Source organism: Endozoicomonas sp. SESOKO4 (assembly GCF_024606275.1).
Genome location: NZ_JAHHPS010000160.1, coordinates 1 through 1,129 on the forward strand (window position 1 = coordinate 1; position 1,129 = coordinate 1,129).

The 1,129-nt window shown below is 54.1% G+C and carries 1 protein-coding gene; it reads right to left on the bottom strand.

Features of this window, described 5'->3' with window-relative positions; all coding sequences use genetic code 11:
• On the bottom strand, positions 1–1,129 hold a 1,129-nt coding region (locus KDK16_RS03020), incomplete at both ends, for a CyaA/EF/ExoY family adenylyl cyclase toxin (RefSeq protein ID WP_257274613.1).

The following is a 1,129-nucleotide window of genomic DNA, read 5'->3' on the forward strand; positions in this document are numbered from 1 at the left end:
GTCAGGAACCCATCCACAACATCGTAGTATTTGAGGATACTGGACACCTGTTCAAAGGTATCCGTTTGATAAACCCGACCTTCAGGATCAATGAATAATATTTTATCATCCCGCTCGGGGTATTTGATGTTGTCCTGTTCTGTGCCATGGTGACAGACTTTGGGCAAACCCACTTTCGCCGCCGCTTCATTGATCTGGTCGATCATGCTTTCCTGAAAATGAGTCAGGGTTCCCTTGTTCGGATCAAACCTGCGCCTCTCACGCGTACCTAACCCTTCAGTCACACGTCGATAAGCGGACAGCCAACGCGCTCTGGCCAATTCGCTGGAAAACTGCCCCGCGCCCTTGTTCGCGGATAACCGTTCAATTCGAGCCGCCTCTTCCCTGATGCTATTGCCCAGGTCGGCTGAAGAACTGTCCAGGCGCTTGAACAGGGCAAACAGGTCAATGTCTGCCGTAAACAACCGATGGGAGCCATCGTCATTGACCTCTGCCATGACCTTCAGGGGGCGAAAATCCTTATATTCCGGACGCTTAATGCCGTACTCTTCACTTTTATACTCGACACTCCAGAGGGAATTGGACTGCCGGGTCAAACGATACTGGAACAGCACCGGGCGCTCACCGGCCCTGCCATCGCTGGATTCAATGGCGCGAGTCACCGTTGCCAGATAGCTGCCATCCTCCAGAGCTGTCAGCGAGCCCAGCTTTCCCTGTGCCAGTCGGCGCTCAATGGCGCTCCAGTCCATTTGCAGCTGAACGGCCGCCATTCCCGGCAGGCGGGATGAATGGACATTCTGGCTGTTCCCCTTTTCAATATGCGACCAGTGTTCCAGGCCGTCTTTTCCAAAGACCTTGGACAACGCGGAATCAAAAGGAATCAGGCCCGCCTGTATGCCCCAGTCCGCACTTTTGCCCTTCACGCTTAAACCTTTTGTGGCAATTTTTATACCCTTGCCCAAACCATGATTGAGCAGGTCGGACGCGTCCGGGTTAATGGGTCGGGTGGCAATCAGTGCCTGGTTTTTACGGGCTATCTCCCTGAATCCTTGCCAAAGGGCCTGCGGTACACCAGAAGCCGCAAAAGCCTGGTCACCCTGGAGCAGATTTCCCGCCCACTGTTCCAGAG